Genomic DNA, 25,032 nt, shown 5'->3' on the forward strand with positions numbered 1-25,032 from the left:
TGTGAAAGGCCTGACAGGCGTTTAGCGCGCCAGTCGCCGGGACAACTGGTGCAGCAGCGGAAACAGCAACGCCCACAGCAGCGCGATGCCGATCAGAGTCGGTAACTCACCGAAAGGAAACTGCACACCGGCCAGTCGTCCGCCGGCGCCATAGGACAGCGGGCCACCTGCCGCCCCCAGCAGGCTGGCCAGCCACCACGGCCTCGCGCTCCATTGCAGGCAATGACGCAATGTCGTGGCAAACAACGCCCACAGCAACATCAGCCACAGCGGAATCAGCGGTGACAGGTCCTTGAACTCGAAAACCCCGAAACCGCGCAACACGCTGTCCACCGCCGTGCCGATGATCACCACGCTGAGGATCAATCGGCCTTCCTGCGCCCAACTGCTGATCCAGCACAGATGAATCACCAGCACCGCCAGCGCCAGCAGCAACCACAGACTGTTACCACCGAGCACGCAGGCCAGCCAGCCGATCTGGAATAGCACCGCGTTGGCCAACCGTTCAAGCATCGAACCGGCCCAGCAAAGGCGCGGTCATCGCCGCCGGTTTGGCCAGCACCAGCTGTGCAGTGCCGATGGTGCGCTCTAGGAATCCACCCTCGCAATAACACAGGTAGAACTCCCACAGCCTGAGGAAGTAATCGTCATAGCCCAATTCGGTCAGACGGCCGTGAGCATGGCGAAAGTTCTCATGCCACAGACGCAGGGTGCGGGCGTAATGCAGGCCGAAGTCTTCCATGTGCAGCAGGTTCATGTCGGTGTCGCGGCCGACGATTTCGAGCATTTTCTGTACGCAGGGCAGGGCACCGCCGGGGAAAATGTAGCGCTGGATGAAGTCCACGCCACGGCGGGCCTGTTCGTAACGCTGTTCGCGGATGGTGATCGCTTGCAGCAGCATCAGGCCGTTGCTCTTGAGCAGCTGCGCGCATTGCTTGAAATAGGTCGGCAGGAAGCGGTGGCCGACCGCCTCGATCATTTCGATCGACACCAGTTTGTCGTACTGGCCGGTGAGATCACGGTAATCCTTGAGCAGCAGCGTCACCTGATCCTGCAAGCCGAGGCGTTCGATACGGGCTGCGGTGAAGGCGAACTGCTCCTTCGACAGCGTCGTGGTGGTGACTTTGCAGCCGTAGTGCTGCGCCGCGTAAAGCGCCATGCTGCCCCAGCCGGTGCCGATTTCCAGCAGATGGTCGCCGGGCTTGAGCGCGAGCTTCTGACAGATCCGCTCGAGTTTGTTCAGTTGCGCCTGCTCCAGGCTGTCGTCGGGGCTGAGAAACTGCGCGGCGGAATACATCATGGTCGGGTCGAGGAACTGCTCGAACAGGTCATTGCCGAGGTCGTAATGCGCGGCGATGTTTTTCTGCGAGCCCTTGCGCGTATTGCGGTTGAGCCAGTGCAGCCCGCGCACCAGCGGGCGACCGAGCCGGGCCAGGCCACCTTCCATCCCGTCGAGCACTTCAAGGTTGCTGACGAAGACCCGCACCACGGCCGTCAGGTCCGGCGAGCGCCAGTAGCCATGGATGAAAGCTTCACCCGCACCGATCGAACCATTGCCGGCGACCAGGCCCCAGACGGCCGGATCCAGCACCTGAATTTCTCCTACCAGCGCGCTGCCCGGCGTGCCGAAGACGTGGCGCTCGCCGTCCTCGATGACGATCAGTTGACCCTGCTTGAGCTGCTCCAGCTGGCGCAGTACTCCCCGGCGCAGCAGCGAACCGCTCAGGCCGTGAGGGCTGAACAGGCTCGCTTTGGCCGAGACGCTAGTGGATTTCATGGTGGCGTTCCTCGGTCGGTACAGTGGCGGTTCGAAAACGGTCGTCGGCGCGTTGGTGGTCATACACCGGGGTGCGCTTGAGCAACAGGCGCAACGCCTGCCAATAGATCGCCAGCGCGGTCTTGGCGGTCATCCAGGGAAAGCGCCACAGGTGCAGGTGCAAGTGGTGTCGATCAAGGGGTTCACGTCGCAGGTCGAGGGTGGCGTCGAACAGTTTTTGCTCGCCTTGCCAGTCGGCCATGTGCACACCCAGGACCTGCGCGGCAGGGCTGAAGCTCATGCGGTATTCCAGATCCGGCGGCAGGAACGGCGACACATGAAAGGCCTTGGCCACGGCAAAGTGCTGGTGAAAGTCCTGCAGATTGCTGGGCGCTCTGGCCGGCAACACGTAGTGAAAACGCTCGCGCCACGGGGTATTGCTGACTTCGCAGAGAATCGCCGCCAGTTGGCCGTCGGCCTCGTGGCAATAGAAAAAACTCACCGGGTTGAACGACAGGCCCCAGCTGCGTGGCTGGGTCAGCAGGCAGATCGAACCTTGCGGCGCATGGCCCAGGGCTTCGCCGACAAGCTGGCGCACCGCATCGCTCAGGCGCACGCCCCGGCCGGTGAAGGTTTTCAGGTAATCGGTTTCGCGAAATGAAAACGGTGCAAAGCGGCTGGCGCCTGCCAGTCGGGACAGGCCCAGCACCGCTTCCTGTTCAGCCAGATCCAGATACAGCATGCCGATCCGGTAACGGAATTGATGACGGCGCGGTGCGAATCGCCGATGGGCAATCCAGCCACTGTAGAGCGCGCTGTTCACAGACTTTCTCCAAAGGCTGCGGCCACGCGCAGGGCGCTGACCACGCCGTCCTCATGAAAACCGTTGGCCCAATAGGCGCCGCAGTAATGCGTGTGTTGCGCGCCGTCGATTTCAGCCCAGCGCTGCTGTGCCGTCACCGCCGCGAGGCTGAATTGCGGGTGGGCATAAGTGAAGCGCGCGAGCACTTTGGACGGCGTGATGCCAGCGCTCTGGTTTAGGCTGACGCAGAACGTGGTGTCGCTCTGGATGCCTTGCAGAATGTTCATGTCGTAGGTCACGGCCGCCCGGGTATGACCGGCTCCGCCGAGGCGATAGTTCCAGCTGGCCCAGGCCCGTTTGCGTGTGGGCAGCAGGCGGGTGTCGGTGTGCAGCACCACTTCGTTATCGGCATAGGGTAGGGCGCCGAGGATTTCCCGTTCTTTATCGTCAGGATTTCCCAGCAGTCGCAGGGCCTGGTCGCTGTGGCAGGCCAGCACCACTTTGTCGAAACGTTCGATGCCGGCCGGGCTGTGGATAACCACGCCGTGCGCATCGCGATCGATCCGGCCCACCGGGCAATTCAGGCGGATACGCTCCTTGAACGATGCGGTCAACGGCGCAATGTAAGCGCTGGAACCACCCTCGATGACCTGCCATTGCGGACGGTTGCTGACCGACAGCAACCCGTGGTTCTCAAAAAAACGCACGAAGAACTGCAACGGAAAATTGAGCATTTCGGCCATCGGCATCGACCAGATCGCTGCGCCCATCGGCACGATGTAGTGCAGGATGAAACGCTCGCCGTAACCGCCGGCCTTGAGGTAATCGTCGAGTGTGGTGTCCGCGGTGATCCGCTGTTCGGCAAGGTCGCGCCGGGCTTCTTTATTGAATCTCAGAATGTCGCGCAACATGCCCCAGAATCCGGGGGACAGCAGATTGCTGCGTTGGGCGAACAGGCTGTTGAGGTTGTTGCCGTTGTATTCCAGGCCTGTGTCCGGATCGTTGACCGAAAAACTCATCTCGGTGGGCTTGAAGGCCACGCCCAACTGGCCGAGCAAACGAATGAAGTTCGGATACGTCCAGTCGTTGAACACGATGAAGCCGGTGTCCACCGCATACTCGCGCCCGTCCACGGTGACCGGCACCGTGTGCGTATGACCGCCGACCCGGGCGTCGGCTTCGAACACGGTGATGTCATGTCGGCGAGCAAGCAGGTATGCGCAGGTCAATCCTGCGATGCCACTGCCGATAATGGCGATTTTCATGTTGCATCCTTGAGCGGCGGGTTGCTGCGCACCATGCGCTTGCCGATCGCCAGTTGTACCCGCGCGGGCATTTTCGACAGTGGCCACAGGGCCGCGATGAACAGCGCCGGGAAAGCGATCTCAAGCGGCCGGTCCTTCAGCTTGGCGAAGATATGCCGCGCGGCTTTATCCACAGGCCAACTGAGCGGCATCGGGAAGTCATTTTTGGCGGTCAGGGGCGTGTCGACGAAGCCTGGACTGATTACCGTGACTTCAATGCCTTCGGCCGCCAGGTCAATGCGCAGGGATTCGAACAGATAGCGCAGCCCGGCCTTCGACGCGCCATAGGCTTCGGCGCGGGGCAACGGCACATAGGTCACCGAGCTGGCCATCCCCACCAGATGCGGTGCCGTACCGTTGCGCAGCAACGGCAGGGCGGCTTCGATGCAATAGCTGCTGGCGAGCAGGTTGGTGCGTACTACGTGTTCGATGATCGACGCGTCGAATTGACGGGCGTCGACGTATTCGCAGGTGCCGGCGTTGAGGATCACCGAGTCCAGCGAGCCCCAGTCCGCTGCGATCTGTTCGCCGATTTCACGCACGGTCTGACTGTTGGTCAGATCGCCGGGCACCACCAGTACCTGTCCCGGATAACGTTGCGACAGCACTTTGAGCGGTGCGACCTGACGGGAACTCACCGCCAGATGTGCACCGGTCTTGAGGATTTCTTCTGCCAATGCTGCACCGATGCCACTGCTGGCACCGGTCAGCCAATATCGCCGTGGAGCTGTACGACTCATCCCAATCTCCTTTTCAGCCAGGCGATCACCCGGCCCAATACGGGTAAATGTTCATAAAGCAGCGCTCCGGCATCGAAGTAATCCCGGTGGCGGTAAACCTTGTCGCTCCAGAGCAGGTGCGAGCAGCCCGCGACGCGTATCAGTTGCCCACCGCTCAGACGCGGGTGGCGGTAGCTCATGACCCAACGCAGATAGCCTTCGCCGTCGCTGATCTGGTCGAAGCCGTGGAAATCGAAGCGCAGTTCGTTGACGTTGGCGTACAACTCACTGAAGTAAGCGCGCAGGTTCGTCAGCCCCTGCACTTCGTGTAGCGGGTCGGTGAAATGAATGTCCTCGCTGTACAGTTCGTCCAGGGTGCGCAAATTGTCTTTGTTCAACTGTGCGAACCGCTGGGCGAAACTGCGCAGAAATTCACTCATCGCTCACTCCTTGAGATGCGCGTGACGGCAGGTTCTTGAACGCTGTCAGCGCCCGTTCCCGTGATGCGCTCAGATTGACGATCGGCGCCGGATAGTCCGCCACGCCGAACAGTCCGCCGGCACTGGCCGGGTTGTGGACTTCTTTCTTGTTCAGGCCGGCCAGTTCCGGAAGCCAGTGCTTGATGAACAAGCCTTCGCTGTCGAATTTTTCCGACTGACTGACCGGGTTGAAGATCCGGAAGTACGGCGCCGAATCGGTGCCGGTCGAGGCGCTCCACTGCCAGCCGCCGTTGTTGGCGGCCAGGTCGCCGTCGATCAGGTGGCGCATGAAGAAACGCTCGCCTTCGCGCCAGTCGATCAGCAGGTTCTTGGTCAGAAACATCGCCACCACCATTCGCAGGCGGTTGTGCATCCAGCCGGTTTCCAGCAATTGGCGCATGGCCGCGTCGATGATCGGCAAACCGGTGCGGGCTTCCTGCCAGGCGGCCAGATCCGCAGGCGCATCGCGCCAGGCCAGGGCCTCGGTTTCCGGGCGGAATGCGCGATGGCGTGAAACCCGTGGGTAACCGACGAGGATGTGTTTGTAGAACTCGCGCCACAGCAACTCGTTGATCCAGGTGACAGCCCCGACCTTGCCGCTTTCGAATTCGCCCTGATTGCTTTGCAGGGCGGCGTGCAGGCATTGGCGCGGCGATATCACGCCGGCGGCCAGATAGGCCGAGAGCTGACTGGTGCCGGGTTTGGCGGGGAAGTCGCGTTCGCTCTTGTAGTAGTCGATCTGCGCATCGGCGAACGTGTCGAGTCGGCGCCGGGCCTCGGTCTCACCGGCGGGCCACAGGGCGCGCAGGGATTCGACCGGTGTCGGGAACCCTTCGATGGCTTCTGGAACGGGGTCGCTGGCGATGTTCAGCGCTTGCTGTTTGCCCGGGGCCTGTTTCAGCGACGGCATCGAGCGGTGCAGGCGCTCGTAGCAGACCTTGCGGAACTGGCTGAACACCTGAAAGTAAGTGCCGGTTTTGGTCAGTACGCTGCCGGGTTTGAACAGCAATTGGTCGAGGTAGCTGTGGAAGGTGATGCCTTCGGCTTGCAACGCCTCGGCAACGGCCTCGTCGCGACGGCTTTCGTTGATGCCGTATTCCTCGTTGACGTGCACGGCCTCGATCTTCAGCTGTTGGCACAGTTCCAGCAGCACGGCGGGTGCCTGATCCCAGTGAGGCGCGGTGCGGATCAGGAGCGGGATGTTCAGGGCACCAAGGCTTTTGCTCAAATCGCGCAAATTGCGCAGCCAGAAATCGATCTTGCACGGCGCGTCGTCATGTTCCTGCCATTGCAGCGGGCTCAACAGGTACACAGCCACGGTCGGGCCACGCTCGGCGGCGGCCGCGAGGGCGGTGTTGTCGTGTTGGCGCAGGTCGCTGCGCAGCCAGATCAATTGCATGTCGGTCTCTGTCTGAATCATTAAATCAACCCACGCTGAATGAGTACCCGATGCGCCGAAAGAGGATCTTCGGCCAGGAGCAGATCAGCGAAGTCGGAAGTCTTTGCGGACAACTCGGCGTGGTGAATGCACACCGTGGGTCCGGCAATCAGTTTCGGGCAGCTGACGCCATTCAACAGTTTCGGTAGCTGCGCAAGGTTCAGGGCTTTGCTGGAATACAGCAGTACGCCACGGGCTTGCAGGGTATCGGTTGCCAGTGCCAGCTCTCCGGCCGGCAGCGGCCAGTCGAACACCTGCACCGGGCAATCGGCGCTGCTGATCAGCCAGGCGCAGAGCCAAAGGTGCGGCTCCAGCGGTAAATCCGAGTGATTGATCAGCAGCAGCGGCGCGGTGCGCAACTGACGGTTGTTATGGTAGATGCGTGCGCCGAATTTGCTGCGTAACCAGGCAAAAAAGAACACGCGCTCCATCTGCGCGCCGAACTGGCCCTGCCAGCGCTGTTCGAGATCGCTCAGCAGCGGCAGCAGCAATTGCTCGCAAAGTGTGCGCGGCGGATACAACGCCATCGCCTGGTTGATGCTGTCGTCGAGGCTGCGCTCGTTCAGGTGAGTGACCGCCAGCAAAGCAGCCTGGCGCAGCGGATGCCATTCGTCTTCAACCGGTTCGTTTAACGCCTGTGCCGTGTCGAGCAGCGGTTTGACCTGGCTGACCGCCACGCCGCGGTTGAGCCAGGTGAGGATGTTCTGGATGCGCTGCACATGGTCGGCGCTGTACAGACGATGACCCTTGGGTGTGCGCTGCGGAACGATCAGCCCGTAGCGTCTTTCCCAGGCGCGCAGGGTCACGGCATTCACGCCGGTCTGGCGCGCGACTTCGCGGATCGGCAGCCAGCCTTCGTCGAGGGCTTTCTTGAAGTCGGCGCCGAGGTCTTCACGGGCGCTGGTGTCGGGTGAGTCGTTCATCAAATGGCGTTTCGCAGGCTGAGGTTTTCCGGATGCGGTTGCAGGTACACCTGCTGCGCGATGTAGGGATCCGGGTGGAGGCGAAAGTGATGCTTGAGCAGCGTCAGCGGCACCACCAGCGGCACGATGCCGTGCCGGTACTGGCCGATGATGTGTTGCACTTCCTGTTTGTCTTCGGGGGTGATGACCTGTTTCAGGTAGCCACTGATGTGCTGCAGGACATTGCTGTGGGTGCGGCGGGTGGCGCATTTTTTCAGCGCCGCCATCAGTTCGCTGAAATAGCGCGGGCCGAGCTCGTCCGGCGCTGTCTGGCCCATGTTGCCCAGCAGATTGCCCAGCGTCTTGTATTGCACCGGGTTGTGGGCCATCAGCAGGTATTTGTAGCGCGAGTGAAATTCGGTCAGTGCACGGCGGCTCAAGCCCTGCTCGAGCACCTGCTGCCATTCGCGGTAGGCGAGCACGCGGGTGATGAAGTTTTCCCGCAGCACCGGATCGTTCAGGCGCCCGGCTTCCTCCACCGGCAGATCCGGATGCTGCGCACAGAACGCCTCAGCGTAAATGCCACGCCCGCCACCATTCACCGGTGCACCGTTGGCGTGGTAGACCTTCACGCGCTCCAGACCGCAGGAGGGCGATTGCTGCATGAAGATGTAGCCGCAGATGTCACTGAGTTCCCCCGCCATTTTCTCGCCGTAAGCGGCCAGTGGCTGGGTGACGTTAATCGACGGATTGACGGTGCCGACCGCTTCAGGCTTGGCCGGGTCGCCCACAAGTCGAATCGGCTCGCGGGGAATTCCCAGACCGATCGCTACTTCAGGACAGACGGGAACGAATTCAAAATGCTCGGCCAGGGTGCGGCTGCACAGCCGCGATTCCTTGTGTCCGCCGTTGTAGCGGACCTCGGCGCCCATCAGGCAGGCGCTGATGGCGATTTTCGGTAGGGACGTCGATGAGTCGGACATGCAGCAACCTCGAATCTAAACCTGTACAGACAAACTGATCTGTACAACATGCCTTCAGCATAGATTCATGGGTGTACAAGTCAAATTGTTTGTATAAGTTTTTTTGAGGTTTTTAGCGCCAGCCCATTTTCCAGCGTGAGTCATCCTGCAGGACCTGCCAGTCGCATTGCTCGGTACGCCGGGTCAGCACCGCCTGCAATTCGATCGCCAGCACCGTACCTTCTTCGTCGCGGAACAGTTCGGTCACCAGAAAATGCTTTTCACGGTTTTGCGGGTGGGCTGCTGTCCATTTCGACAGCAGTAATTTGCGCGGATTGATACGGTTCACTGCAAGTGTTCGTGCAAGCGTCTTGCCGCCTCCTGACCACTGAGCCATGCCCCTTCGACCCGACCCGACAGGCACCAGTCACCACAGGCGTACAGACCCAGGTCGGCGTCGGCCAGAGTGCCCCATTCATGACTGCTGGCCGGCCGGGCATAGAGCCAGCGGTGGGCGAGGCTGAAGGTCGGGGCCGGCATGGCGCTGTGCAGCAATTCGGCGAAGGCGCCGTGCAATTGTTCGATCACCGCTTCCTTGGGCAAGTCGATGTGCTGCCGGCTCCAGGCACTGGTGGCGTGCAGGACCCAGGTGTCGCACGTGGTGTCGCGTCCCGGTTTGCTGCGGTTGCGGGCCAGCCAGTCGAGGGCGCTGTCCTGGACGAAGCAGCCTTCGATCGGCGTATCCAGCGGCGTGTCGAAGGCGAGGGCGACCGCCCAGGTCGGATCCATTTTTACCCCGGCGGCGGCACCGGCGAGTTTCGGCGCGGCGGCCAGCAGGGCGGTGGCCTGAGGCGCCGGCGTGGCGATCACGACGTGGCTGAACGGCCCGTGGGTGAAGCCTTCGGCGTCCTGCAGGTGCCAGTGTTCTTCACCGCGATAGACCTCGGTGATCCGGCAGGCGAACTGCACTTCCAGTCCATCGAGCAGGCCTCGGGTGATGGCGCTCATGCGCGGCGTGCCGACCCAGCGGGTCTGTTCGTCCGGCGACAGGTTCAATTGCCCGCCATGAAAGGTGTAGAGCTGCGGTGCCCATTCGGCGACCCAGCCTTTGCTTTGCCAGCGCTGGACTTCGGTCACGAAGCGTCGGTCACGGGCGGTGAAGTATTGCGCGCCCATGTCCAGCGAGCCGGCATCGCTGCGCTTGCTCGACATGCGCCCGCCGCTGCCTCGGCTTTTATCGAACAACTGAACGGTATGCCCGGCATCCGTCAGGGCCTGGGCGGCGGAGAGTCCGGCGATGCCGGTGCCAATGATTGCGATAGGTACAGTCATAGGGGCCTCGTTTACCTTTCTGTACAGACTACGCCGTGGATGAAACCTGTACAATTCTGTTTTTTGGTATAACTTCCAGCGTTCTGGTTCTGACAGCTTGGCCTATGGTTAAACAATAGAGCCTGCCCGATAGAAAAGATCCCTGTTTATAAAAATAGACTAGTGATCGGGGTAAAACGCCACGCGAGGTTGAAGTCATGCACATATTGCTGACCGGCGGTACTGGATTGATCGGACGTCAGCTTTGCCGGCACTGGTCCGGGCAGGGTCATCGCCTGACGGTCTGGAGTCGTCGTCCGGAAAAAGTCGCGAAAATCTGTGGCGACCAGGTGCGTGGTATTGCGCGTCTGGAAGAACTTGGCGACGAGCCGGTCGACGTGATCGTCAACCTCGCCGGCGCGCCGATTGCCGACCGGCCGTGGACCCATCGGCGAAAGGCATTGTTGTGGAGCAGCCGGATTACGCTGACCGAATCGTTACTGGCGTGGCTGGAACATCGCGGGCAGAAACCGTCGCTGCTGATCTCGGGTTCGGCCGTGGGTTGGTACGGTGACGGCGGCGAGCGCGAGTTGACCGAAGACTCGCCGCCGGTGATCGACGATTTCGCCAGCCAGTTGTGCATCGCCTGGGAGGAAACCGCGCAACGCGCCGAAGCGATGGATATTCGTGTGGTGCTGGTGCGCACCGGGCTGGTGCTGTCGGCCGAGGGCGGCTTTTTGTCGCGCCTGCTGCTGCCGTTCAAGCTCGGGCTGGGCGGGCCTTTGGGCAACGGTCGGCAGTGGATGCCGTGGATTCATATCGATGACCAAATCGCCCTGATTGATTTTCTTCTGCACCGCAATCAGGCGAGCGGTCCTTATAATGCGTGCGCGCCGAAACCTGTGCGCAATCGCGAATTCGCCAAGACGCTGGGCAGCGTGCTGCACCGCCCGGCGTTCATGCCGATGCCGGCCCTCGCGTTGAAGGTCGGGCTCGGCGAGATGTCATTGCTATTGCTGGGTGGCCAACGGGCCACGCCGAAACGCTTGCTGGAAGCGGGATTCACTTTCCGGTTCACGGATTTACGCGCGGCCCTGGACGATCTTTCCGGCCGCCTCTGAAATAGGACGTTGCATGACCGATCACGCCTTGCTTCTGGTCAACCTGGGGTCGCCGGCCTCCACTTCGGTGGCCGACGTGCGCAGCTACCTCAATCAATTCCTGATGGACCCGTACGTGATCGACCTGCCGTGGCCGGTGCGGCGTCTGCTGGTGTCGCTGATCCTGATCAAGCGCCCGGAGCAGTCGGCCCATGCCTACGCCTCGATCTGGTGGGACGAAGGTTCGCCGCTGGTGGTGCTCAGTCGCCGTCTGCAGCAGCAGATGAAGGCGCAGTGGACTCACGGCCCGGTTGAGCTGGCCATGCGTTACGGCGAGCCATCCATTGAGACAAGCCTGTTGAAGCTGGTCGCGGCGGGGCATAAACGCATCACCCTCGCGCCGCTTTATCCACAGTTCGCCGACAGCACCACCACCACGGTGATTGAAGAAGCCAAGCGTGTGGTGCGTGAGAAAAAGCTCGATGTGCAGCTGTCGGTGTTGCAGCCGTTCTACGATCAGCCGGAATACCTCGACGCGCTGGTGGCGAGCGCCAAGCCGCACTTGCAGCAGGATTACGATCACCTGTTGCTGAGCTTCCACGGTTTGCCGGAACGGCATCTGACCAAGCTCGACCCGACCGGCAATCATTGCTTCAAAAATGAAGATTGCTGCAAGAACGCCTCGGCGGCCGTAATGGCCACCTGTTATCGCGCCCAATGCCTGCGCACAGCGGCGCTGTTCGCTGAGCGCATGGGGCTACCGGACGGCAAGTGGTCGGTGTCGTTTCAGTCGCGGCTGGGCCGGGCGAAGTGGATCGAACCCTACACCGAAGCGCGGCTGGATGAGCTGGCCAAAAACGGCGTGAAGAAGATTCTGGTGATGTGCCCGGCGTTTGTTGCCGATTGCATCGAGACCCTGGAAGAGATCGGCGATCGCGGCAAGGAACAGTTCTGCGAAGCGGGGGGAGAGGAGTTGGTGCTGGTGCCGTGCCTGAATGACGACCCGCAATGGGCGAAGGCGTTGGCAACGCTGTGTGAACGGGCGCCACTGGCCCTTTGATGATCGTCGATGATTGATCGTTCCCACGCTCCGCGTCACTGGACGCGGAGCGTCCCCAGAGGCATTCCCGCGCAGAGCGTGGGAACGATCAGTGTGGGGTGATCCGCGTGGGAACGATCTTGAAGCCAAGGCTTAGATCAGCGGCTCATCCGCCTTCTTGTGCTTCCAGCTGTCATTGCCCGGCAGGATCAGGTTCAGCGCAATCGCCACCACCGCGCACAGCGCGATGCCTTTGAGGCCGAAGTCGTCCGGGCCGGTGCCGGTGCCGACCAGCACACCGCCAATCCCGAACACCAGGGTCACCGACACGATCACCAGGTTGCGCGCCTCGCCCAGGTCGATCTTGTGACGGATCAGGGTGTTCATCCCCACCGCCGCGATCGAACCGAACAACAGGCACAGAATCCCGCCCATCACCGGCACCGGAATGCTTTGCAGCAGGGCGCCGAACTTGCCGATGAACGCCAGAGTGATGGCGAAGATCGCCGCCCAGGTCATGATTTTCGGGTTGTAGTTCTTGGTCAGCATCACCGCGCCGGTGACTTCCGCGTAGGTCGTGTTGGGTGGACCGCCGAACAGGCCGGCTGCGGTGGTGGCGATGCCGTCACCGAGCAGGGTGCGATGCAGGCCTGGTTTCTTCAGGTAGTCGCGACCGGTCACGCTGCCGACCGCAATCACGCCGCCGATGTGCTCGATCGCCGGGGCCAATGCTACCGGGACGATGAACAGGATCGCCTGCCAGTTGAACTCCGGCGCGGTGAAATGAGGAAGCGCAAACCATGGGGCCGCCGCAATCTTAGCGGTGTCGACGACACCGAAATAGAAGGACATGGCGAAACCCACGAGCACGCCGGAAATGATCGGCACCAGACGGAAGATGCCTTTGCCGAACACCGCCACGATCAACGTGGTCAGCAGCGCCGGCATCGAGATCATCATTGCGGTCTGGTAATGGATCAACTCCGAACCGTCGCCGGCCTTGCCCATCGCCATGTTCGCGGCAATCGGCGCCATGGCCAGGCCGATGGAGATGATCACCGGGCCAATTACGACTGGCGGCAGCAGACGGTCAATGAAACCGGTGCCTTTGATCTTCACGGCCAGGCCGAGGAAGGTGTAGACGAAACCGGCCGCCATCACGCCGCCCATGGTCGCGGCGAGGCCGAACTGGCCCTTGGCGAGAATGATCGGGGTGATGAAGGCGAAGCTCGATGCCAGGAACACCGGCACCTGACGCCCGGTGACGATCTGGAACAGAATCGTGCCCAGACCCGCGGTAAACAGTGCCACGTTCGGGTCCAGGCCCGTGATCAGTGGCATCAGCACCAGGGCGCCGAAAGCCACGAACAGCATCTGTGCGCCGGACAGCACCGTGCGCCAGAGCGGATCGTTGAACTCTTGCTGCATGCTTACGCGTCCTTCTGCTTGGTGCCGAAGATCTTGTCACCGGCATCGCCAAGCCCAGGAATGATGTAACCGTGCTCGTTGAGTTTCTGATCGATGGACGCGGTGTAGATGATCACGTCCGGGTGAGCTTTCTCGACAGCGGCAATGCCTTCCGGCGCGGCAACCAGCACCATCGCGCGGATGTCCTTGCAACCGGCCTTCTTCAGCAGGTCGATGGTCGCAACCATGGAGCTGCCGGTGGCGAGCATCGGGTCGATGATCATGGCCAGGCGTTCGTCGATTTCCGGAACCAGTTTTTCCAGATAGGTGTGGGCCTGCAGGGTTTCTTCGTTACGGGCAACGCCGACAGCGCTGACCTTGGCACCCGGGATCAGGCTCAGCACGCCTTCGAGCATGCCGATGCCGGCACGCAGGATCGGCACGACGGTAATCTTCTTGCCGGCGATTTTCTCGACCGACACGGTGCCGCACCAACCTTCGATGTCGTAGGTTTCCAGTGGCAGGTCTTTTGTAGCTTCATAGGTCAACAGGGCACCGACTTCCTGCGCGAGTTCGCGGAAATTCTTGGTGCTGATGTCTGCACGGCGCATAAGGCCAAGTTTGTGACGGATCAGCGGATGGCGGATCTCTTGGATGGACATGGGGAAAGGCTCCGGCGGCGGGCAAAAAAACCGGCCTAGATTAATCTATCCGAGGGTGATGTCCTATAGGACATACAGTACGTTAGTCCACAAATGCTTGATTCGGCCCCGGTTGATGCGTACCTTTGCCCGCTTTTCCGAAATCCGTCCCCCCTGGAGAGCGCCATGTCCGCTGATCTCGAGCATATCCGTCAAATCATGCGAGAGGCTGACTGCCTGTACACCGAAGCTGAAGTCGAGGCTGCCATTGCCCGCGTCGGTGCACAAATCAACGAACAACTGGCCGACAGCAACCCGGTGGTGTTCTGCGTGATGAACGGTGGTCTGATTTTTTCCGGCAAACTGCTGACTCATCTGCAGTTCCCGCTGGAAGCGTCCTACCTGCACGCCACCCGTTATCGCAACGAAACCAGCGGCGGCGACCTGTTCTGGAAAGCCAAGCCGGAAGTCTCGTTCATTGACCGCGACGTGCTGATCATCGACGACATCCTCGACGAAGGTCACACCCTGGGCGCGATCATCGACTTCTGCCGTCACGCCGGCGCGCGCAAAGTGCACACCGCTGTGCTGATCGACAAGGACCACGACCGCAAGGCTCGTCCTGACCTCAAAGCCGACTTCGTCGGTCTGCCGTGCATCGACCGTTACATCTTCGGCTACGGCATGGACTACAAAGGTTACTGGCGCAACGCCAACGGAATTTTTGCCGTCAAGGGAATGTAATCAATGAACACGCCGGGCTTTCTTGATCAAACGCTGTTTGCCGAGTTGGCCGAGAAAGCCGCGGCCAGTCCTCGCGGGCGTCAGCACCACAACTTCCATCAGATGGAGGAGGCCTGCCACCGCATGGCGGTAGGGCTGCAACCTTGCACCTACATTCCGCCACACCGTCATTTGGGTGACAACAAGGCGGAAACCTTGCTGGTACTCAAAGGAAAGCTCGGTTTGCTGATCTTTGACGAAACCGGTGCGGTGGTGAAAAAGCAGGTATTGCAGGCCGGTGGCGAGTGCCTTGGGGTGGATCTGCCAGTCGGGGTATTCCACGGTCTGGTCGTTCTGGAAGCCGACAGTCTGATGTTCGAGTGCAAGGCTGGGCCCTATCGTCCGGTTGGAGAGGGCGAGCTTGCGCACTGGGCCCCACGCGAAGGCGAGGCCGGGGTTGCGGAGTATCAGGCCTGGATGCACGCGCAATTCGACTGAGCGAATCCGCAATGAAAAGGCGCAAGCGTCCGTAGGTGAAGCTTGCGCCTTTTGCTTTACAGAACCCTGTAAAACCCGTGCTAGAGTGCTCGGCCCCGCCCCCCGGAGCCTGTCATGAGCCTCTTGATCCGCAGCTGCGCCGCCCTGTTGCTGACCCTCAGCCTGCCCCTGGCCGCCGCCCCGATGCACAGTCAATTCCTGCCGCCGGACGACCTGACCCTGCGCGATGCCGAACCCGAGCAGCAGCAACTGTTGCAGGTCACCGATTATTCCGTGGTCGTGGGGGCCCAGCGCCAGTCCAACCAACAGCCGATCCCGGTGACCTCGCCATTGATGATCCGCCTCAAGGGCAAATCCCTGAACAAGGGCGCGACGATCAATCAGGTGCTGGTCAACTTCGATGGCGAAAGCAAAAGCCTGAAAAAACCGATTTATGACGACAAGAGCAAGACCCTGACGCTCTTCTACCCGCTGGCCCAGTACCGGGTGGTGATCGATCTGTTGCGCAACGACACCGTGTATTGCCAGTTCCTGACCTATGCCAATGGCCACATCTGGGCCGATTTGCACACCGGCAGCACGCGCTCGCGTTGAGCCTTGTGCCTGCGCAGAGGTAAACTGCCCGCCCCGTGAAATGTCTGCGAGCTGGAGTCGGCAATGCGTAAAGATAAGAAGCAAGTGATTGGTGACGAGATCGGCGATGAGCAGATCAAGCTGTTCCTCGATTTTGAGCCGGTCGACGCCACCTCGCCGTCGCTGCACAAACTGGTCAAGGCTTACCGTGGCCTGCGCATCGACGATTTCGAGCGTTTTCTGACGTTCTTCGTTGCAGCCGGTTATGACGTGGACGGCAAGGACGAGCACGGCAAGACCTTCGTCGACCAGATCCGCGATCAGCGCAACGCCCCGGAATACATCGAGCTGATCGAGAAAGCACGCGGCTGATCGCCCGAAGTTTTCCACAGGCATAAAAAAACGCCCCGCACTCACCGAGTGCGGGGCGTTTTTCATGGAGACGAATCAGGCGTAGCTTTCGGTCTCGTTGCTGGCTTCAACCAGTTCCAGCGCGACGTTGTTCTGCGTGTTGATCTTGCGATACAGCGCAGCGTCGGTTTCCAGGACCTTTTCACGGGCCGGGAAGATTTCCGCCAGTTTGGCAGCCCACTCACCCTTGGCCTTGGCCGGGAAGCACTTCTCGATCAGTTCCAGCATGATCGAAACGGTCACCGAAGCACCCGGCGAAGCGCCGAGCAGGGCGGCGAGGGAGCCGTCCTTCGCAGCCACCAGTTCGGTACCGAACTGCAGGATGCCGCCTTTTTTCGGGTCTTTCTTGATGATCTGTACCCGTTGGCCGGCCACTTCGAGGCGCCAGTCTTCGGCTTTCGCCTCCGGGTAGAAACGACGCAGGGATTCCAGGCGCTGTTCCATCGACTGCATCACTTCGCTGACCAGGTACTTGGTCAGGTCCATGTTGTTTTTCGCCACGGCCAGCATCGGCCCGATGTTGCCGGCGCGAACCGACAGCGGCAGGTCCATGAAGGAGCCATGCTTGAGGAACTTGGTGGTGAAGCCGGCGTATGGCCCGAACAGCAGGGATTTCTTGCCGTCGACCACGCGGGTGTCGAGGTGCGGCACGGACATCGGTGGCGAACCCACGGCGGCCTGGCTGTAAACCTTGGCCTGGTGATGCTTGACCACTTCCGGGTTGTCGCAACGCAGCCACTGGCCGCTGATCGGGAAGCCGCCGAAGCCTTTGCTTTCTTCGATGCCCGAAGCTTGCAGCAGCGGCAGGGCCGCGCCACCGGCGCCGAGGAATACGAATTTGGCGTCGACTTCACGGCTGCTGCCGCTGTTGACGTCCTTGATGCTGACGGTCCAGCCGTTAGCGTTGCGCTTGAGACCGGTCACGCGCTTGCAGTACTTGACCTGGGCATCGGGTGCGCTGGTCAGGTGCTTGAGCAGCTGATTGGTCAGGGCGCCGAAGTTGACGTCGGTGCCGTTGATCACGCGGGTGGCGGCGAGCACCTGGTCTTTTGGACGACCCGGCATCATCAGCGGCATCCACTCGGCCATCTTCGCCTTGTCTTCGGTGTATTCCATGTCGGCGAAGGCGTGGTGCTTGCGCAGCGTATTGAAACGTTCCTTGAGGAACGACACGCCTTTCTCACCCTCGACGTAACTCAGGTGCGGAACCGGGCTGATGAAGGATTTGCACGAGCCGAACGTGCCTTTCTTGGTCAGGTACGACCAGAACTGCTTCGACACCTCGAACTGGGTGTTGATGTGCACGGCTTTCTTGATGTCGACGGTGCCGTCGGCAGCCTGTGGCGTGTAGTTCAGCTCGCACAGGCCGGCGTGGCCGGTACCGGCGTTGTTCCAGGGGTTGGAACTCTCCGCGGCACCGGAATCCATCAGCTCGACGACTTCCAGCTTGATCGCCGGGTCGAGCTCTTTGAGCAGTACTGCGAGGGTGGCACTCATGATGCCGGCCCCAACCAGAACTACGTCGACTGCTTCGTTATGCGCCATTTAACGCGTCTCCAAAATCTGCAGCACCAAATTGTCGGCATGGCTGCCAGGCGTCCAGGGCAGGTCAGTTGAGCCCCGGGTATCCTTGGTCAGGTGTGCCATGTCCGAATCTTCGCAATTTTTCGCAACTTCGACGGATGCGTGCGGCCTGGCTTCAAGAGTCCTATGAACTCATTTCGGCACGGGGCTGGCAATTCGACTTATGGTCGAGACATCCGTTTGTGCAACCAAATCCGTAGCGGACAGGCTTCAGGCTCCGGTATTCGAGGCGTTCCCGTTCCTGTGTCGTTGGGCTGTTTCAGACGCTAATGGTGCATGTTCAGACGCAAAACTATTCATTTGCTCGCCACACTCTTGTGAAGTTGTGAAAACCCGTTTTTTTCACGCTCTTTTGAAGACGTGAACCTCAAAAAGGGCTGTCCGGGGCTGGCACCGTGCCCGAGGGGGCAAACAACTCAGTGGCCGAGCGTCATGACAGCTCTGCAGATTCGCGAAAAGCGGGATTTGCCAGGGAAACAGCAAGCACGCCAGCTTCACTCGATCTGTGTGGGCGGCTCTCTGTGGGCGATTTGGATGCCAATGCAAGCGCATTGACGCTGTTGCGGGGCCCGATCAGGAGACGTCCTTATAATCGGGGGGAGATTGTATCGAAGAAATGCGGGGAGTTGGTCGAGTTTAATGACTTTTATTAGGCATCCGGTCAGATGCTCAACATCGCCTGAGCACGTGCGCGTGGGCGCTGCTGTTCGACCCGGGCGCTGGCGGGCAGTGGCTGGTGCAGCCAGTTGAGGCGGATTTCCTCGATTTCCACCCAGCCGTCACCCATCGGTTGCAGGCTGCATTGCTTGAAGGCCTGGCAATGGCCGTTGCGGTCGAGCAGGGCGAAGCTGCGGTGCAGCGGGCGTGGGGCGAACAACGAGATCAGATAGCGCATGGCAGTGCTCCTTTTGGGGATCTGTGAGCAAGATTGTCAAAAGGCCGTGACGCGAACGTGTATGGGGAGTGAAGAATGTGTGACAGGAACCGCTGGCGGCGGGTTTTGTCTGACATTTCAGTGCTGGTGACCCACAGTGGCCCACCGCTATACTGCCGGCCTGTCTGTGCCTGATTCTGGAGAGAAGAGCATGTTGCAACGCCTGTTGTTCGGTTTGATCACTGTGACCAGTTTGACCCTGGTTGGCTGCGCCCACAGCCCGCAACAACTGAGCCCGGAACCGAAGCTGACCACTCAGCTGGCACCGGTCGGCCATGGTCAGCCTGTCGTGGTCCGCGTGGTCGACGGTCGTCCGTCGCCAACTCTCGGCACCCGTGGCGGCCTGTACCCGGAAACCAGCGCCATCACCGTGCAGCGCGAGCAGATCCTGCCGAAGCTGCAGGCCCAGGCTGAAGCCGCCGTGCGTCTGCTCGGGTTCACCCCGACCAACAACGCGCCCAATGCACCGCAACTGACCGTGACCCTGGCCGAACTGAAATACCAGTCGCCGAAGGAAGGCATGTACGTGACTGAAGCCACCATCGGTGCGACCTTCCGCTCCGACGTGCAGAACGCCAACCGTCGCTACAGCGGCCGTTACGGTGCCTCGCTGGACCAGCGTTTCGGCATGGCGCCGAACCAGGAAACCAACACCAAACTGGTCAGCGATGTGCTGAGCGATGCGCTGACCCGTCTGTTCAAGGATCCGACCGTGGGTCAGGTCCTCGCCGAATAATTTTTCGGTTGATGTGAAAAAGCCCGGGGCCAGTGATGGTTCCGGGCTTTTTCGTTCAGGCAGCTTGCGAATAGAAGTCGAGGACGCTGACACCAGTCAGCAAATCAGTCTCGGGCAAGTCCGCATGCTGGTGCCCGCCGAGGGCGCAATACACCAGCCAGTGACGGTCCTGAACATTGAAGGCAAGGCTGCCGATGAGGGTCTGCTGTTCGTCGGACGGGGAGATGAGGTACAGGCGATCCTGGTTTTCAGCGTGAAGCATGTCGCGTTCCGTGTCGGTTTAGAGGCGCGCAGGGTGACTGAAACAAATGACGATGCCGTGACACAGGACAGCCATCGGTCGATTGACGGGTTATTTGTCGCAAAGGCTAGGGCAGTCGGGGAGGGTTTCGGTAGAATCCGCGCCGCGGTCGTCGGTCTGGCGTTCGCCATACCGGTTTAGATTGAGGTCTGTGATGTCGCTGCATTTGATGACGCTGTTTACCGCCCATCCCGCCAAACTGATCAACCTGCTGGCCCTGCTGTTGGCCTTCCCCGGCAGTTGGCTGCTGCACGCGACCCGCCGCCGTGAACAACGGGCGATGGCCAGTATCGCGGCCCAGCGTCAGAGTCAGCCGGATCAGGAACCGGTGCTGGATTGGGCGACCCTGCGCATGAACCGCTTCTTCTACCGCTTCGGTTTTGCCTGCCTGGGCCTGGCGTTGCTGGTGTCCTGGATCAGTACCCGCTTCTGAACGAAAAACGGCGCCCGAAGGCGCCGTTCTTGTATCCAGCCGACACCGCTTACAGCGGCAGTCCAGCCTTGACCCGGTACTGATTGCGCACCGGCGTCGCATATTGCAGCACCAGATACGGACGATGCTCTTGCGGGCAAGCGTCCAGACGGCTTTGCCATTCTTCCTGGGCCTTGGCCAGTTCCTCGGCACCGAACACTTCGGCAGCCTTCGGTACGTTCAACTGCGGATCGGCATCAGCCCACTGCGCGTATGCCAGGTAATGCACCGGGAACAACCGGTAGCCGCCGAGAATCTGCTTGTCCATTTCGACCGCCAATTGCTTGGTGTCCTCGAACAGCTCGGTGATCGGCGCGGCGAAGTTCACGTGCACCCGGCCCTTGTAGCCGGTGATGCCCTTGGCAATGCTCACGTCATCCTCGCCCGGCGCCTTGCTGTAGGTGCCGGTGGTGGCGCGGATGTACAGCTCGCGGGCCTTGGCCTGGTCGCATGGGTCGTATTCGTAGCTGATCGACACCGGGCTCAGGTTCAGCGACTGAATGACTTCGCCGAACGGCTCGTCCTTGCGGCTCATGTGGAACATCTTGAGGATCGCCGACTCGGTACGGTCGTCGCCGTCCTTCGCGCGGCCTTCGGCCTGGGCGATCCAGATCGAGGCGCAGTCATTGCGGATCGAGTGGTTGATGTAGGCCGACAGCAGTTGGTAAGCGGCCATTTTCTCGCGGCGCCCGGTGATCGAGCGATGCACGATGAAGCTCTTGTTCAAGCGCATCAGGTCGCTGACGAACGGCTTTTGCAGCAGGTTGTCGCCAATCGCGATGCGCGGGGTCGGCAGGCCGGCGTGGTACACGGCGTAGTTGACGAAGGCCGGGTCCATCACGATGTCGCGGTGGTTGGCGATGAACAGATAAGCGCTGCCGGACTTGAACTGCTCGACACCGGTGTAGGTCACGCCGTCGGTGGCGCGCTCGATGGTGTGGTCGACGTAGAACTCGACCTTGTCCTGCAAAGTGGCCACGGAGGTCACGTCGGCAAACTCACGACGCAGCCGATGGGCTATAAGTGGTTTGAGCATCCAGCCGAAGGCACCGGCAAAACGCGGGAAGCGGAAGTGGGTGAGGATATCTAGAAACGCCTTGTCGCCGAGCAGTCGCGCCAGTACCGCAGGTACTTCGCTGTCGTCGTAAGGTCGGATGGCATCGAATTCGCCCATCATGCTCTCTTGTTGGAAACGGCTAGGGTAAGTAAAGGTTTTGATCGAAAACCAACGGGGCACGGTCTGAAAAAGTAGCCAGACAAAAATAGCCCTGCAAATAGACCGGCGATTATACGCACAAGTCACCCGGGAGACCGCGATGCTGGAAAGCGCAGTATATGAATGTCCGTATTGTGGTGAAGAGGTCGAGACGACCGTGGATCTCTCCGCTGGCGACCAGACCTATATTGAAGACTGTCAGGTGTGCTGTCGGCCGATCACCTTTGTATTGCAGGTCCATGGAGAGGACTGGTTTCTGGAAGTCTTCAGCGAAAACGAGTGAGGCGCGGCCATGCAGCGAATCTACGAGCCGGAAAACCTGATGGAAGGCGAGATGCTCAAGGGCATGCTCGCCAGCGAGGGCATCGAGGCGCATCTGGTCGGGCGCGATCTGCTGGGCGGCACGGGGGAGTTGCCGATCTTCGGACTGTTGGGCCTGTCGGTCGATAACGACCAGGCCGAATACGCCCGCGAGCTGATCAGTGCGTACAATGCCGCGCTGCCGCTGCCCGGCGATGAACCGGACAGCTATCCCGGGACGCTGGTCTGTTAGGCTGGCGTTCGTTTTATTTGTGAGTCGTGCTGCCCCATGTGTGGACGTTATGCCCTGTTTCGCTGGAACCGCGATTTCGCGAGCCTGCCAGGTTTTCCCGCCGATCAGCAGGCGCAGTGGAACATTTCCCCCAACGATTCGGTGTTGATGCTGCGCGCCGAACCCGACGGCCAGCGCACGCTGGCCCGTGCCCGTTGGGGGCTGACACCGCCATGGCTGACCGACATGTCGCGCACCCCGGCCCATGCCAGGGCCGAAACCGTTGCCGAACAGCCGATGTTCCGCGAAGCCCTGCGCCTGCGCCGCTGCCTGCTGCCGGCCAACGGTTTCTACGAATGGCGCGGCAACGTGCGCAAACGGCCGTACTGGCTGACGCCGGGGGAAGGGGCGTCGTTGTTTTTTGCGGCGATCTGGGAAGCGTATCCGGTGCAGGAACAGGTGTGGCTGAGCACGGCGGTGATCACTCAGTCAGCGGCCAGTCAGCGCCGGCCGTTGATTCTTGATGAGGCGGGGCAGGCGGCGTGGCTTGATCCTGAAACGCCATTGCATGTTCTGCAGGGTTTGCTCGCCAGCGAACCCGCCGCCTTGCGCGAGCGGGTGCTGGCGAATCTGGTCAATGATCCGAAGCTCAACGGGCCGGAGTGCCTGACTCCGGCCTAGCAGCAGATCAAGAGCCCCCCTCACCCTAACCCTCTCCCGGAGGGAGAGGGGACTGACCGAGAGATATTGCAGTAATACACCGACTTGAAAGTTCTTTGCTGAATCCATAATCGACACTAATTACCAGGTCGATGTATGACGGAAGACTGCTCGGTCGGCTCCCTCTCCCTCCGGGAGAGGGCTGGGGTGAGGGGGTGGCTCTTAAACCTTGAACTGGTTGATCAACCGCCGCTGCTGCTCCGCCAGTTTGGTCAGATCGGCACTCGCCGAACTCGACTCATCCGCACCACCCGCCACCTCATTCGCCACCTGACCGATATTGATCACGTTGCGGTTGATATCGTCGGCCACCGCGCTCTGTTCTTCGGCGGCGCTGGCGATCTGGGTGTTCATGTCGTTGATCACCGATACCGCCTGAGTAATGGTCTCCAGCGCCTCGGCTGCCTTGGCCGCGTGCTGCACGCTTTCGTCGGTGCGGTTCTGGCTGTCTTCCATGACCCGCACCACATCGCGGGTGCCCTGTTGCAGTTGCTGGATCATGCTCTGGATTTCTTCGGTGGCCTTCTGGGTTTTCTGCGCCAGGTTGCGCACTTCATCGGCCACCACCGCAAAACCGCGTCCTTGTTCACCGGCGCGGGCCGCTTCGATCGCCGCGTTGAGGGCCAGCAGGTTGGTCTGCTCGGCGATTCCGCGAATGGCGATCAGGATCGCGTTGATGTTTTCGCTGTCCTTGGCCAGGGTCTGCACCACGTCCACGGCCTTGCCGATTTCTACGGCCAGCACGCCGATCGAATTCGACGTGTCGCGCACGATCTGCATGCCCTGACTGGCGGCCTGATCGGCGTGGCTGGCGGCTTGTGCCGCTTGGGTCGCGTTGCGCGCCACGTCCTGCGCGGTGGCGGTCATTTCCTGCACGGCGGTGGCGACCTGATCGATCTCGGCCATCTGTTTCTGTATGCCGATATTGGTCCGGATCGCGATGTCGGCCGTGTGCTCCGAGGAATCGCTGACGCTCTGTACCGACGACACTACCTGCGTGATCATCCCCTGCAATTTGGCGAGGAAGGTATTGAAGCCTTTGGCGATTGAACCGAGTTCGTCATTGCGATCACTGGTCAAACGACGGGTCAGATCACCTTCGCCCTGGGCGATGTCATCGAGCATGGTCACCATTTGCTTCAGCGGACGGGCGATGCCGTGGCCCACCAGCCAGATCACCAGCAAGCCGAGACCGGCAATGATCAGACCGACCATGGCCATGCCGAAGGTGTCGGATTTGCGCTGGGCGTCGAGGTCGCCTTGCAGCTTTTGCAGGTCGGCCATTACCGCGTCGAGCGGCAGTTGCAGCATCAGCGTCCAGCGCGCGTCGGTCTGGCCGATGCCGAACGGCAGGTACAACTCGATCCGGCCTTGCTCTTTATTGACGGTGTACGTCACTTCGCCGCGCTTGAGATTGGCCATGTTGGCAATCTGCTGGGCGTCGAGGATGTCGCTGACCTTCTCGCCGAATTTGCTCGGGTCCTTGGTGTAGGCGACGATCCGGCCGTTGCCGCCGATCAGGGCCATCTGTCCGGCGCCGCTGTACAGTTTCTGGTTGGCGCCCAGGAGCATTTCCTGGATGAAGTTCACCGACAGGTCGGCGCCGACGATGCCCTGGAACGCGCCGTTGAGCATGATCGGTTCAATAAAGGAGGCGAGCATGACGATCTTGTCGCCAACCTTGTACGGGGCCGGATCGATCACGCAGGATTTTTTGGTTTCCTTCGAGCACAGGTAGTACTCGCTGGCGCGCACGCCAGTGGACAGGACTTTCTGGTCGTCGACGTCCACCAGTTTGTCCAGACCGAGGGTGCCATCGTCGTTGCGGAACCACCACGGCAGGAAACGCCCGTTGGCGGCGTCGATACCGACCACGCTGGTGCCGACGTAGGCCGAATCGTTGTGGTCGAGTGCGTTCTTTTCCCAACCGATGTAGGTGCCGAGAATCTTCGGGTTCTTCTCGACGTTTTCCTTGATCAGGCTGATCAGTTGCTCACGGCTGACGGTCAGTCGCGGCTGGCCATCGGCGCCCGGCGTGCCGAGCAGGGCGTTGACGCGCACCAGCCCACCGGCAATCAGAAGCGGCGCTTCCAGTTCGCGCTGGATCTGGCTGACCTGGGTTTGTGCCAGCGAGGTCAGGCGCTGTTCGATGACTTGCTCGAACTGGGCCTGGGTTCGTTGCTGGACCATTTCCTGGGTGCGGGCACCGGAGAACAGCGCGTACAGCACCAGCGCGGCGACTACGCTGAGTACGATGGCGCCGGCCAGGGCGGCTACGGAAAACTGGATCGACTTGAACTTCATGGGAGCTCCGCACGCGAGAGGACGTCTGCGCTGCTGTATCGGCAGCCACTATTGCGCCATGAGGTAAAGAGGGAGTAATTGCAGCGCAATGTCGCAAATGGATCAGTGCGCGACGTAGTTGCAGCGGGCCTGGTGGCGGATGTGAATTTTTTCCTACAGGTCTGGCGG

General features: G+C 60.9%; 29 protein-coding genes. 11 read left to right on the forward strand and 18 right to left on the reverse strand.

Annotated elements, in window-relative coordinates:
• Window positions 1-21: 21 nt before the first annotated feature.
• From L6D82_RS22675 to L6D82_RS22725, 11 genes are all read right to left on the reverse strand, one after another.
• Window positions 22-513 carry a DUF2878 domain-containing protein gene (locus L6D82_RS22675; RefSeq protein WP_102716919.1) on the reverse strand — a complete coding sequence of 164 codons (492 nt, stop codon included), beginning with the start codon at window positions 511-513 and terminating at the stop codon, window positions 22-24.
• Complete coding sequence (locus L6D82_RS22680) at window positions 506-1,777, reverse strand: SAM-dependent methyltransferase (protein ID WP_085745387.1); 1,272 nt, start codon at window positions 1,775-1,777, stop codon at window positions 506-508. The genes L6D82_RS22675 and L6D82_RS22680 overlap by 8 nt, the downstream gene beginning before the upstream one ends.
• A complete protein-coding gene (locus tag L6D82_RS22685) occupies window positions 1,764-2,579 on the reverse strand; it encodes a DUF1365 domain-containing protein (RefSeq protein ID WP_102716918.1) in 816 nt (271 codons plus the stop codon). The genes L6D82_RS22680 and L6D82_RS22685 overlap by 14 nt, the downstream gene beginning before the upstream one ends.
• The gene (locus L6D82_RS22690) at window positions 2,576-3,823 is read right to left on the reverse strand and encodes an NAD(P)/FAD-dependent oxidoreductase (RefSeq protein ID WP_102716917.1); all 1,248 of its coding nucleotides are present in this window, start codon (window positions 3,821-3,823) and stop codon (window positions 2,576-2,578) included. The genes L6D82_RS22685 and L6D82_RS22690 overlap by 4 nt, the downstream gene beginning before the upstream one ends.
• Window positions 3,820-4,602, reverse strand: a complete 783-nt coding sequence (locus tag L6D82_RS22695) for an SDR family NAD(P)-dependent oxidoreductase (RefSeq protein WP_102687535.1) — start codon at window positions 4,600-4,602, stop codon at window positions 3,820-3,822. The genes L6D82_RS22690 and L6D82_RS22695 overlap by 4 nt, the downstream gene beginning before the upstream one ends.
• The gene (locus L6D82_RS22700; protein WP_102687536.1) at window positions 4,599-5,021 is read right to left on the reverse strand and encodes a nuclear transport factor 2 family protein; all 423 of its coding nucleotides are present in this window, start codon (window positions 5,019-5,021) and stop codon (window positions 4,599-4,601) included. The genes L6D82_RS22695 and L6D82_RS22700 overlap by 4 nt, the downstream gene beginning before the upstream one ends.
• A complete protein-coding gene (gene phrB / locus L6D82_RS22705) occupies window positions 5,014-6,459 on the reverse strand; it encodes a deoxyribodipyrimidine photo-lyase (RefSeq protein ID WP_102716916.1) in 1,446 nt (481 codons plus the stop codon). The genes L6D82_RS22700 and phrB overlap by 8 nt, the downstream gene beginning before the upstream one ends.
• A 20-nt stretch (window positions 6,460-6,479) precedes the next feature.
• Window positions 6,480-7,421 (reverse strand): MerR family transcriptional regulator, encoded by a 942-nt coding sequence (locus L6D82_RS22710; RefSeq protein ID WP_102716915.1) that lies wholly within the window; start codon window positions 7,419-7,421, stop codon window positions 6,480-6,482.
• Window positions 7,421-8,383 carry a YbgA family protein gene (locus tag L6D82_RS22715; protein ID WP_085745380.1) on the reverse strand — a complete coding sequence of 321 codons (963 nt, stop codon included), beginning with the start codon at window positions 8,381-8,383 and terminating at the stop codon, window positions 7,421-7,423. Before L6D82_RS22715 ends, L6D82_RS22710 begins: the two co-directional genes overlap by 1 nt.
• 112 nt (window positions 8,384-8,495) lie before the next feature.
• Window positions 8,496-8,711, reverse strand: a complete 216-nt coding sequence (locus L6D82_RS22720) for a TIGR02450 family Trp-rich protein (RefSeq protein WP_085745379.1) — start codon at window positions 8,709-8,711, stop codon at window positions 8,496-8,498.
• Window positions 8,708-9,694 carry an NAD(P)/FAD-dependent oxidoreductase gene (locus L6D82_RS22725; protein WP_085745378.1) on the reverse strand — a complete coding sequence of 329 codons (987 nt, stop codon included), beginning with the start codon at window positions 9,692-9,694 and terminating at the stop codon, window positions 8,708-8,710. Before L6D82_RS22725 ends, L6D82_RS22720 begins: the two co-directional genes overlap by 4 nt.
• Before the next feature lie 197 nt (window positions 9,695-9,891).
• Here L6D82_RS22725 and L6D82_RS22730 point away from each other — a divergent pair, with 197 nt between their 5' ends.
• The gene (locus tag L6D82_RS22730) at window positions 9,892-10,794 is read left to right on the forward strand and encodes a TIGR01777 family oxidoreductase (protein WP_102687538.1); all 903 of its coding nucleotides are present in this window, start codon (window positions 9,892-9,894) and stop codon (window positions 10,792-10,794) included.
• 13 nt (window positions 10,795-10,807) lie between these two features.
• Window positions 10,808-11,833 (forward strand): ferrochelatase, encoded by a 1,026-nt coding sequence (gene hemH, locus L6D82_RS22735; protein WP_102716914.1) that lies wholly within the window; start codon window positions 10,808-10,810, stop codon window positions 11,831-11,833.
• Between the two features lie 132 nt (window positions 11,834-11,965).
• On the opposite strand, the gene L6D82_RS22740 is transcribed toward hemH, so the two are convergent.
• Both L6D82_RS22740 and upp read right to left on the reverse strand, forming a co-directional pair.
• A complete protein-coding gene (locus L6D82_RS22740) occupies window positions 11,966-13,240 on the reverse strand; it encodes a uracil-xanthine permease family protein (RefSeq protein WP_007951684.1) in 1,275 nt (424 codons plus the stop codon).
• A 2-nt stretch (window positions 13,241-13,242) separates the two neighbouring features.
• Window positions 13,243-13,881 (reverse strand): uracil phosphoribosyltransferase, encoded by a 639-nt coding sequence (gene upp, locus L6D82_RS22745; RefSeq protein ID WP_007951682.1) that lies wholly within the window; start codon window positions 13,879-13,881, stop codon window positions 13,243-13,245.
• 165 nt (window positions 13,882-14,046) lie between these two features.
• Here upp and L6D82_RS22750 point away from each other — a divergent pair, with 165 nt between their 5' ends.
• The 4 genes from L6D82_RS22750 to L6D82_RS22765 all read left to right on the forward strand — a co-directional run bounded on the left by L6D82_RS22750 (window position 14,047) and on the right by L6D82_RS22765 (window position 16,026).
• The gene (locus L6D82_RS22750; RefSeq protein WP_007951681.1) at window positions 14,047-14,604 is read left to right on the forward strand and encodes a hypoxanthine-guanine phosphoribosyltransferase; all 558 of its coding nucleotides are present in this window, start codon (window positions 14,047-14,049) and stop codon (window positions 14,602-14,604) included.
• Window positions 14,605-14,607: 3 nt separating this feature from the next.
• A complete protein-coding gene (locus L6D82_RS22755) occupies window positions 14,608-15,081 on the forward strand; it encodes a WbuC family cupin fold metalloprotein (RefSeq protein ID WP_102716913.1) in 474 nt (157 codons plus the stop codon).
• A 114-nt stretch (window positions 15,082-15,195) separates the two neighbouring features.
• Window positions 15,196-15,675 (forward strand): hypothetical protein, encoded by a 480-nt coding sequence (locus L6D82_RS22760; RefSeq protein ID WP_085745374.1) that lies wholly within the window; start codon window positions 15,196-15,198, stop codon window positions 15,673-15,675.
• A gap of 63 nt (window positions 15,676-15,738) precedes the next feature.
• On the forward strand, window positions 15,739-16,026 hold the full coding sequence (locus L6D82_RS22765; protein WP_007951679.1) for a PA4642 family protein: 288 nt from the start codon (window positions 15,739-15,741) through the stop codon (window positions 16,024-16,026).
• A 75-nt stretch (window positions 16,027-16,101) separates the two neighbouring features.
• On the opposite strand, the gene mqo is transcribed toward L6D82_RS22765, so the two are convergent.
• The gene (mqo, locus tag L6D82_RS22770) at window positions 16,102-17,610 is read right to left on the reverse strand and encodes a malate dehydrogenase (quinone) (RefSeq protein WP_085745373.1); all 1,509 of its coding nucleotides are present in this window, start codon (window positions 17,608-17,610) and stop codon (window positions 16,102-16,104) included.
• 700 nt (window positions 17,611-18,310) lie between these two features.
• Window positions 18,311-18,544 carry a hypothetical protein gene (locus tag L6D82_RS22775; RefSeq protein WP_039766297.1) on the reverse strand — a complete coding sequence of 78 codons (234 nt, stop codon included), beginning with the start codon at window positions 18,542-18,544 and terminating at the stop codon, window positions 18,311-18,313.
• 190 nt (window positions 18,545-18,734) lie between these two features.
• On the opposite strand from L6D82_RS22775, the gene L6D82_RS22780 reads away from it, so the two are divergent.
• A complete protein-coding gene (locus L6D82_RS22780; protein WP_007951676.1) occupies window positions 18,735-19,319 on the forward strand; it encodes a YajG family lipoprotein in 585 nt (194 codons plus the stop codon).
• Between the two features lie 55 nt (window positions 19,320-19,374).
• On the opposite strand, the gene L6D82_RS22785 is transcribed toward L6D82_RS22780, so the two are convergent.
• Window positions 19,375-19,581, reverse strand: a complete 207-nt coding sequence (locus L6D82_RS22785; protein WP_102687541.1) for a hypothetical protein — start codon at window positions 19,579-19,581, stop codon at window positions 19,375-19,377.
• A 193-nt stretch (window positions 19,582-19,774) separates the two neighbouring features.
• Here L6D82_RS22785 and L6D82_RS22790 point away from each other — a divergent pair, with 193 nt between their 5' ends.
• Window positions 19,775-20,053, forward strand: a complete 279-nt coding sequence (locus L6D82_RS22790; RefSeq protein WP_011335898.1) for a hypothetical protein — start codon at window positions 19,775-19,777, stop codon at window positions 20,051-20,053.
• Window positions 20,054-20,102: 49 nt separating this feature from the next.
• Here the strand turns inward: L6D82_RS22790 and L6D82_RS22795 are convergent, their stop codons facing one another.
• Window positions 20,103-21,266, reverse strand: coding sequence for a 1-acyl-sn-glycerol-3-phosphate acyltransferase (locus L6D82_RS22795; protein WP_173892773.1), 1,164 nt, complete (start codon window positions 21,264-21,266; stop codon window positions 20,103-20,105).
• A gap of 142 nt (window positions 21,267-21,408) precedes the next feature.
• On the opposite strand from L6D82_RS22795, the gene L6D82_RS22800 reads away from it, so the two are divergent.
• The 3 genes from L6D82_RS22800 to L6D82_RS22810 are packed head-to-tail and all read left to right on the forward strand — an operon-like array spanning window position 21,409 to window position 22,521.
• Window positions 21,409-21,591, forward strand: coding sequence for a CPXCG motif-containing cysteine-rich protein (locus tag L6D82_RS22800; RefSeq protein WP_011335896.1), 183 nt, complete (start codon window positions 21,409-21,411; stop codon window positions 21,589-21,591).
• A gap of 9 nt (window positions 21,592-21,600) precedes the next feature.
• The gene (locus L6D82_RS22805; RefSeq protein ID WP_011335895.1) at window positions 21,601-21,861 is read left to right on the forward strand and encodes a putative signal transducing protein; all 261 of its coding nucleotides are present in this window, start codon (window positions 21,601-21,603) and stop codon (window positions 21,859-21,861) included.
• 36 nt (window positions 21,862-21,897) lie between these two features.
• On the forward strand, window positions 21,898-22,521 hold the full coding sequence (locus tag L6D82_RS22810) for an SOS response-associated peptidase (RefSeq protein ID WP_085745370.1): 624 nt from the start codon (window positions 21,898-21,900) through the stop codon (window positions 22,519-22,521).
• 201 nt (window positions 22,522-22,722) lie between these two features.
• On the opposite strand, the gene L6D82_RS28860 is transcribed toward L6D82_RS22810, so the two are convergent.
• Window positions 22,723-24,864, reverse strand: coding sequence for a methyl-accepting chemotaxis protein (locus L6D82_RS28860; RefSeq protein ID WP_085745369.1), 2,142 nt, complete (start codon window positions 24,862-24,864; stop codon window positions 22,723-22,725).
• Window positions 24,865-25,032 lie beyond the last annotated feature (168 nt).

It is taken from the genome of Pseudomonas paraglycinae (genome assembly GCF_021601625.1).
GTDB classification, from domain to species: domain Bacteria; phylum Pseudomonadota; class Gammaproteobacteria; order Pseudomonadales; family Pseudomonadaceae; genus Aquipseudomonas; species Aquipseudomonas paraglycinae.